We start from the raw sequence: 8,541 nt of genomic DNA, 5'->3' as shown, positions 1-8,541 counted from the left end.
CATTGCATAATACCGCTCTTTCTGAATAAGAAAGAACCACTTAGTAAAAAAGGGCGTCTAATAGACGTCCTTTTTATACATTGCAAAATTCAGACGTTGCAAAATTAAGAACCTATCTCATCAATCATTTGTATAATTATTGGTGAGATAGGCTCTGAAACAACGAATTGATAACTGTGCGTATTCCTTTGCGCAGTTATATGAGATTTATTAAGGTTTTGCTCAGAAGATATGGTATATTTTACCGCTGCCACAAAAAGAATGTTATTTTCTTATTTGGTGTAGTTAAAAAATTTGCTGGGCATGCTGAAATTCCTGCAAAATGGAATAGCACTTGTGAAATGGGTAGCACTTGTAAAGTGATAGTACTGACGTACAAGTAGTACTTGCGAAATAAAATGTTGCTGCAACTTGTTGTGTTTGCAGAACGAATAACGCTAATTACCTCCATTAACAAGGCTAATTACTTTTAGATCGCAGGTGATGTTATTGATATCCCTATTAAATTTTGCAGGCTTAGTTTGTAGTAATTGAGGGATATGTTGGCATATTCTATTGGTTTGGCTTGGTTGTTTTACCTTTGTAAGCAAGCAGGCTATGTACATACTTCATGGTAACAGGTTGAATTATGAGTGCGAATAGCGAAGCTCAAGGAAGTGGACGCAGTGCAGACATCTTCAAGTGGGTCATTGTCTGTGCCTTATTAATAATTGCTATTGTTGGCAATTATTACTTCCGTCAATATAATCTCGCGCTGCGTGCATTTGCAGTTGTGGCTGTTGTCGCTATTGCAGGTGCTGTCGCTTTATGGACTACAAAAGGTAAAGCAACACTGGCGTTTGCACGCGAAGCTCGCGTCGAGATGAGAAAAGTCATTTGGCCTACTCGCCAGGAAACATTGCAAACTACTTTAATTGTTGCTGCAGTAACGGCTGTAATGTCTTTAATACTGTGGGGACTAGATGGTATCCTGGTGCGTTTAGTTTCATTTATTACAAGCCTGAGGTTATTCTAAATGTCCGATTCACCTAAAAAGCGCTGGTATGTCATTCAGGCATTCTCTGGTTTTGAAGGTCGCGTAGCACAATCTTTACGTGAACATATCAAATTACATGCTATGGAAGATTCTTTTGGCGAAGTTATGGTTCCAACAGAAGAAGTTGTTGAAATCCGTAGCGGTCAGCGCCGTAAGAGTGAACGTAAATTCTTCCCAGGCTATGTCTTGGTCCAAATGGTCATGAACGATGACTCTTGGCACTTAGTGCGTAGTGTACCGCGTGTAATGGGGTTCATTGGCGGAACGTCAGATCGTCCAGCGCCAATTAGCGATAAAGAAGTTGACGCTATCATGAACCGCTTACAACAAGTTGGTGATAAACCACGTCCGAAAACACTGTTTGAACCAGGTGAAATGGTTCGTGTTAGCGAAGGTCCATTTGCTGACTTTAACGGTGTTGTTGAAGAAATTGACTATGAAAAGAGCCGCTTAAAAGTCTCTGTTTCTATCTTCGGTCGCGCAACTCCAGTCGAATTGGATTTTGGTCAGGTAGAAAAAGCCTAATCTAAGCGACAAAACTGACTTGCAAAAGGCGTGAAATTTGACTACAATTTCGCGCCTTTTGTTTTTATGTTCGGCGCAAATTAATGTGCGGGACATGTTTAATGTAACGGGGAGCCTTGCAAATTGTAAGGCGCTATCACCCATCTAGAGGAAATATCATGGCTAAGAAAGTTCAAGCCTACGTTAAGCTGCAAGTTGCAGCTGGTATGGCGAACCCAAGTCCACCAGTTGGTCCAGCTCTGGGTCAACAAGGTGTTAACATCATGGAATTCTGTAAAGCGTTCAACGCAAAAACAGACAGCCTGGAAAAAGGTTTACCAATTCCTGTTGTTATTACTGTTTACGCAGACCGTTCTTTCACTTTCGTTACCAAAACTCCACCTGCAGCAGTTCTGCTGAAAAAAGCAGCTGGCGTTAAGTCTGGTTCAGGCAAGCCTAACAAAGATAAAGTTGGTAAAGTGACCTCTGCTCAGATTCGCGAAATCGCTGAAACTAAAGCTGCGGACATGACTGGTGCTGATGTTGACGCAATGATGCGTTCAATTGAAGGTACTGCTCGTTCCATGGGCCTGGTAGTGGAGGACTAAGACAATGGCTAAACTGACTAAGCGCATGCGCAATATCCGTGAAAAAGTTGATGCAACTAAACAGTACGACATCAACGAAGCCGTTGCACTGCTGAAAGAATTAGCAACTGCTAAATTCGTAGAAAGCGTTGACGTAGCTATCAACCTGGGCATCGATGCTCGTAAATCTGACCAAAACGTTCGCGGTGCAACTGTACTGCCACACGGTACTGGCCGTTCAGTTCGCGTTGCTGTGTTCGCACAAGGCGCAAACGCTGAAGCTGCTAAAGCTGCAGGCGCTGAACTGGTAGGTATGGAAGATCTGGCTGATAAAATCAAAGCTGGTGAAATGGACTTTGACGTTGTTATTGCTTCTCCAGATGCAATGCGCGTTGTTGGCCAATTAGGTCAAGTTCTGGGCCCACGTGGTCTGATGCCAAACCCGAAAGTTGGTACTGTAACTCCAAACGTTGCTGAAGCAGTTAACAATGCTAAAGCAGGTCAGGTTCGTTACCGTAATGACAAAAACGGAATCATCCACACCACTATCGGTAAAGTTGATTTCGACACTAACAAACTGAAAGAAAACTTAGAAGCACTGCTGATCGCGCTGAAAAAAGCAAAACCAGCTTCTGCTAAAGGTGTTTTCATCAAGAAAGTTAGCCTGTCTACCACTATGGGTGCAGGTGTTGCTGTTGACCAAGCTGGTCTGTCAGCGACAGTTTAATTGCTATAGCTTCGGCTAATTGGTAATTAGGCTTTACCTTTGCGTCAAATTTGTATAAAATTTGACGCCTTGAGTTTGTTGGGTATAGCAATATACTCAACAAACCACAAATTTCGGTATGGAGTCTGGCCTTTCCAGACCCCGTCCAAGACCGCAGGTGTAGTCTAACCGCTGCTTAATTTACCTGCGTAGACGGTGACAGAGATACCTAGAATTTAATTCTGGATTTCTATTCTGCTCACCGTGTTTTAGCGCTCTTACATAATGTTGTGTTTGAGTGATGTGAGTCCCGGGGTTTCCCGGTTAATCCAGGAGCAAGAAGCTAATGGCACTAAATCTTCAAGACAAACAAGCGATTGTTGCTGAAGTCAGCGAAGTAGCCAAAGGCGCGCTTTCTGCAGTTGTTGCTGATTCACGCGGCGTAACTGTAGCAAAAATGACTGAACTGCGTAAAGCAGGTCGCGAAGCTGGCGTTTATATCCGTGTTGTTCGTAACACACTGATCCGCCGTGCTGTTGAAGGTACTTCTTATGACGTACTGAAAGACGTGTTTGTCGGTCCAACCTTAATTGCTTTCTCTAACGAACACCCGGGCGCTGGCGCTCGTCTGTTCAAAGAGTTCGCGAAAGCGAATCCAGCATTTGAGATTAAAGCTGCGGCCTTTGAAGGTGAGTTAATCCAAGCGAAAGATATCGATCGTCTGGCAACTCTCCCAACTTACGATGAAGCAATCGCACGCCTGATGTCAACCATGAAAGAAGCCGCTGCAGGCAAATTGGTTCGTACTCTGGCTGCTCTGCGCGATCAGAAAGAAGCTGCATAAGCCCTTTCCTTCGTTGCTTTTTAACGTATAAACTATTTCTGAATTTTAGGAACACTTGTTATGTCTATCACTAAAGACCAAATCCTTGATGCAGTTGCAGAAATGTCTGTAATGGACGTTGTTGAACTGATTACTATGATGGAAGAAAAATTCGGCGTTTCTGCTGCTGCAGCTGTTGCTGTTGCTGCGGGCCCAGCTGAAGCTGCTGAAGAAAAAACTGAATTCGACGTTGTACTGTCAGCTGTTGGCGGTAACAAAGTTGCAGTTATCAAAGCAGTTCGTGGTGCAACCGGTCTTGGCCTGAAAGAAGCTAAAGACATGGTAGAATCTGCTCCAGCTACTATTAAAGAAGCTGCAAGCAAAGACGAAGCTGAAGCTCTGAAAAAATCTCTTGAAGAAGCAGGCGCTTCTGTTGAACTTAAATAAGTTCAACTTCAAGAACGCAGCCTGATCTAATTAGGCTGACGGCTGGTGATTTTTTAATCACCAGCCTTTTTGCGCTGTAAGGCGTGATGGGTGTTAACAGCTTTTCACGCAGTTTTAATGTTAACAACAACCCTCCAATACTTCTTTCTATTGACGACTTAATATACTGTGTTCTTCGCTACGACCCGCTCGGGTAGCTCGGTAGCAATGGCAACGCAATGAAATGATTTAAGAGTAATAGCAATGAGTATTAAGGAAAGTATTCATTTTCCATTTCTTATATAAAAACGCGTTGCGGTTCAGTCTCTTAAACTAAGAGCTAACCACTTGGGTCACTGATCAACGAGCTGAGGAAACCTATGGTTTACTCCTATACCGAGAAAAAACGTATCCGTAAGGACTTTGGTAAGCGTCCACAAGTTTTGGACATACCTTATCTCCTTTCTATCCAACTTGACTCGTTCCAGAAGTTTATCGAGCAAGATCCAGATGGCCAGAATGGGCTGGAAGCAGCTTTCCGTTCTGTGTTTCCAATTCAGAGCTACAGCGGTAATGCTGAATTACAATATGTCAGCTATCGTTTAGGCGAGCCTGTTTTTGATGTTAAAGAATGTCAAATTCGCGGTGTAACTTACTCTGCGCCTTTACGTGTGAAATTACGTCTCATCGTTTATGAGCGTGAAGCACCGGAAGGAACTGTTAAAGACATCAAAGAACAAGAAGTTTACATGGGTGAAATTCCACTCATGACTGAAAACGGAACTTTCGTTATCAACGGTACTGAGCGTGTTATCGTTTCTCAGTTACACCGTAGTCCAGGTGTATTCTTTGACAGCGATAAAGGTAAAACACACTCTTCAGGTAAAGTGCTATATAACGCACGTATTATCCCTTACCGTGGTTCATGGCTTGATTTCGAATTCGACCCGAAAGATAACCTGTTTGTACGTATTGACCGTCGCCGTAAATTACCTGCGACCATTATTCTGCGTGCAATGGATTACAACACCGAAGAAATCTTAAATCTGTTCTTCGAAAAAACAGTATTCCAAATCCGTGATAATAAACTGATGATGACGCTGGTTCCTGAGCGTTTACGTGGTGAAACTGCTTCGTTTGATATCGAAGCGAACGGTAAAGTCTATGTAGAAAAAGGCCGCCGTATCACTGCACGTCACATTCGTCAGTTAGAGAAAGAAGAAGTCAATAGCATCGAAGTTCCTGTTGAATATATCGCAGGTAAAGTTGTTGCTAGAGACTATATTGATGAAAGCACCGGTGAGCTGATTTGTGCAGCGAACATGGAACTTTCTTTAGATATGTTGGCACGTCTGAGCCAGTCTGGTCATAAAACAATCGAAACATTGTTTACCAATGACTTAGACCACGGTGCTTACATTTCTGAAACCGTTCGTGTCGACCCAACTAACGACCGCCTGAGTGCATTGGTAGAAATCTACCGCATGATGCGTCCTGGTGAGCCACCAACCCGTGAAGCTGCAGAAAACTTGTTCGAGAACCTGTTCTTCTCTGAAGATCGTTACGACTTGTCTGCGGTAGGTCGCATGAAGTTCAACCGTTCACTGAACCGTGAAGAAATCGAAGGTTCAGGTATCCTGAGTGAAGAAGACATCATTGATGTTATGCGTAAACTCATCGATATCCGTAACGGTAAAGGCGAAGTGGATGATATCGACCACCTAGGTAACCGTCGTATTCGTTCTGTTGGTGAAATGGCAGAGAACCAATTCCGTGTCGGTCTGGTTCGTGTTGAGCGTGCAGTGAAAGAGCGTCTTTCTCTGGGCGACCTCGATGCATTAATGCCACAAGATATGATCAATGCGAAACCAATTTCAGCCGCAGTTAAAGAGTTCTTTGGTTCCAGCCAGCTGTCTCAATTTATGGACCAGAACAACCCGTTGTCTGAAATTACGCACAAACGTCGTATCTCTGCGTTAGGCCCAGGTGGTTTGACTCGTGAGCGTGCGGGCTTCGAAGTACGTGACGTTCACCCAACTCACTACGGTCGTGTCTGTCCAATCGAAACGCCTGAAGGTCCAAACATCGGTCTGATCAACTCATTATCTGTTTATGCACAGACCAATGAGTACGGTTTCTTAGAAACCCCATACCGTTTAGTACGTGATGGCTTAGTGACAGACGAAATCCATTATCTGTCTGCAATTGAAGAAGGTAACTTCATCATTGCTCAGGCGAACACCGTTTTAGGTGATGATGGTAGCTTTGTTGAAGAACTGATTACGTGTCGTAACAAAGGTGAATCAAGCTTATTCAGCCGTGAACAGGTTGAATATATGGACGTTTCGACTCAACAGGTTGTTTCTGTTGGTGCGTCCCTGATCCCATTCCTTGAACACGATGACGCCAACCGTGCATTGATGGGTGCAAACATGCAACGTCAAGCGGTTCCTACTCTGCGTGCTGACAAACCATTAGTTGGTACAGGTATGGAGCGTGCAGTAGCGGTTGACTCTGGTGTTACTGCTGTTGCAAGACGTGGTGGTTCGGTTCAGTACGTTGATGCTTCTCGTATCGTTATCAAAGTTAACGAAGATGAGATGTACCCAGGCGAAGCTGGAATCGATATTTATAACCTGACTAAATATACCCGTTCTAACCAGAACACCTGTATTAGCCAGATGCCTTGTGTATCTTTAGGTGAGCCAGTTGAACGTGGTGACGTGTTAGCGGATGGTCCTTCAACAGACCTCGGTGAATTAGCACTTGGTCAAAACATGCGCGTGGCATTCATGCCATGGAATGGTTATAACTTCGAAGACTCCATCTTAGTTTCTGAGCGTGTTGTTCAAGAAGACCGTTTTACAACTATTCATATTCAAGAGCTCTCTTGTGTGTCTCGTGACACTAAATTAGGGCCTGAAGAAATCACTGCAGATATTCCAAACGTCGGTGAAGCTGCACTGTCTAAACTTGATGAATCCGGTATCGTGTATATTGGTGCGGAAGTGAAAGGCGGCGATATTCTGGTTGGTAAAGTGACACCTAAAGGTGAAACTCAGCTGACGCCAGAAGAGAAACTGTTACGTGCTATCTTTGGTGAAAAAGCATCAGACGTTAAAGACTCTTCTTTACGTGTTCCTAACGGTGTATCTGGTACGGTTATTGACGTACAAGTATTTACCCGTGACGGCGTAGAGAAAGACAAACGTGCATTAGAGATCGAAGAAACTCAGTTACGTGATGCGAAGAAAGACTTAACAGAAGAGCTACGTATTTTCGAAGCAGGTCTGTTTGCACGTATCCGTTCTGTACTGGTTAACGGCGGAATTGAAGCTGAAAAACTGGACAAACTGCCTCGCGACCGTTGGTTAGAGTTATCTTTAGCTGACGAAGAGAAGCAAAACCAGTTAGAGCAATTAGCTGAACAGTATGACGAACTGAAATCTGAGTTCGAGAAAAAACTCGATGCAAAACGTCGTAAAATTACTCAAGGTGATGACTTAGCACCGGGTGTACTGAAAATTGTTAAGGTTTATCTGGCTGTTAAACGTCAGATCCAACCGGGTGATAAAATGGCGGGTCGCCATGGTAACAAAGGTGTTATCTCAAAAATCAACCCAGTTGAAGACATGCCTTACGATGAAAACGGTAACCCAGTTGATATCGTTCTGAACCCGCTGGGCGTACCATCACGTATGAACATCGGTCAGATTTTGGAAACTCACTTAGGGATGGCAGCGAAAGGTATTGGTGAGAAAATCAATGCTATGCTTAAACAGCAAGAAGAAGTTGCCAAACTGCGTGAGTTTATCCAAAAAGCATACGATTTAGGTGATGATCCACGCCAGAAAGTTGACTTGAACACTTTCTCTGACGAAGAAGTTATGCGTTTGGCTGAGAACCTGAAAAAAGGTATGCCAATTGCAACACCAGTATTTGATGGTGCGAAAGAGAAAGAAATCAAAGAACTGCTGAAATTGGGTGGTCTGCCAACTTCAGGTCAGATTACATTATTCGATGGTCGTACTGGCGAGCGCTTTGAGCGCCAAGTAACTGTTGGCTACATGTATATGCTGAAACTGAACCACTTGGTTGACGATAAGATGCACGCCCGTTCAACAGGTTCTTATAGCTTGGTTACTCAGCAACCGCTGGGTGGTAAAGCGCAGTTCGGTGGTCAGCGTTTCGGGGAGATGGAAGTGTGGGCACTGGAAGCATACGGTGCAGCCTATACTCTTCAAGAAATGCTTACAGTTAAATCGGATGACGTTAACGGCCGTACGAAGATGTATAAAAACATCGTCGATGGCAGCCATCAGATGGAACCTGGTATGCCGGAATCTTTCAACGTATTACTGAAAGAAATTCGCTCACTGGGTATCAACATCGAGCTGGAAGACGAGTAATTCGTTTTATGCCGGAAAGCTTGCTTTCCGGCACATGTAAGCACTGGGAT

Annotated in this window: 7 protein-coding genes; all 7 read left to right on the top strand. The window is 43.9% G+C overall.

The genetic code is table 11. From position 1 onward, the window contains the following. Positions 1 to 628: 628 nt before the first annotated feature. The 7 genes from secE to rpoB all read left to right on the top strand — a co-directional run bounded on the left by secE (position 629) and on the right by rpoB (position 8,491). Positions 629 to 1,015 (top strand): preprotein translocase subunit SecE, encoded by a 387-nt coding sequence (gene secE, locus PR767_RS19625; RefSeq protein WP_004265885.1) that lies wholly within the window; start codon positions 629 to 631, stop codon positions 1,013 to 1,015. Further along, positions 1,016 to 1,561 (top strand): transcription termination/antitermination protein NusG, encoded by a 546-nt coding sequence (gene nusG / locus PR767_RS19620; protein ID WP_004264378.1) that lies wholly within the window; start codon positions 1,016 to 1,018, stop codon positions 1,559 to 1,561. Positions 1,562 to 1,719: 158 nt separating this feature from the next. Beyond that, positions 1,720 to 2,148 carry a 50S ribosomal protein L11 gene (rplK, locus tag PR767_RS19615; RefSeq protein WP_004264379.1) on the top strand — a complete coding sequence of 143 codons (429 nt, stop codon included), beginning with the start codon at positions 1,720 to 1,722 and terminating at the stop codon, positions 2,146 to 2,148. 4 nt (positions 2,149 to 2,152) lie between these two features. Further along, on the top strand, positions 2,153 to 2,854 hold the full coding sequence (gene rplA, locus PR767_RS19610; protein ID WP_004265881.1) for a 50S ribosomal protein L1: 702 nt from the start codon (positions 2,153 to 2,155) through the stop codon (positions 2,852 to 2,854). A 325-nt stretch (positions 2,855 to 3,179) separates the two neighbouring features. Then, entirely contained in the window at positions 3,180 to 3,677 is a 498-nt protein-coding gene (gene rplJ, locus PR767_RS19605) for a 50S ribosomal protein L10 (protein WP_004264381.1), read from the top strand. Positions 3,678 to 3,737: 60 nt separating this feature from the next. Further along, on the top strand, positions 3,738 to 4,103 hold the full coding sequence (gene rplL, locus PR767_RS19600; protein WP_004265879.1) for a 50S ribosomal protein L7/L12: 366 nt from the start codon (positions 3,738 to 3,740) through the stop codon (positions 4,101 to 4,103). Between the two features lie 359 nt (positions 4,104 to 4,462). Then, positions 4,463 to 8,491 (top strand): DNA-directed RNA polymerase subunit beta, encoded by a 4,029-nt coding sequence (gene rpoB, locus PR767_RS19595; protein ID WP_004265877.1) that lies wholly within the window; start codon positions 4,463 to 4,465, stop codon positions 8,489 to 8,491. The last annotated feature ends 50 nt before the right edge of the window (positions 8,492 to 8,541 follow it).

The sequence above is a fragment of the Providencia sp. PROV223 genome (assembly GCF_028479245.1).
Taxonomy (GTDB): Bacteria; Pseudomonadota; Gammaproteobacteria; order Enterobacterales; family Enterobacteriaceae; genus Providencia; species Providencia rettgeri.
Note: the sequence above shows the minus strand (reverse complement) of the source record. Positions and strands in the feature narration are given on the sequence as shown.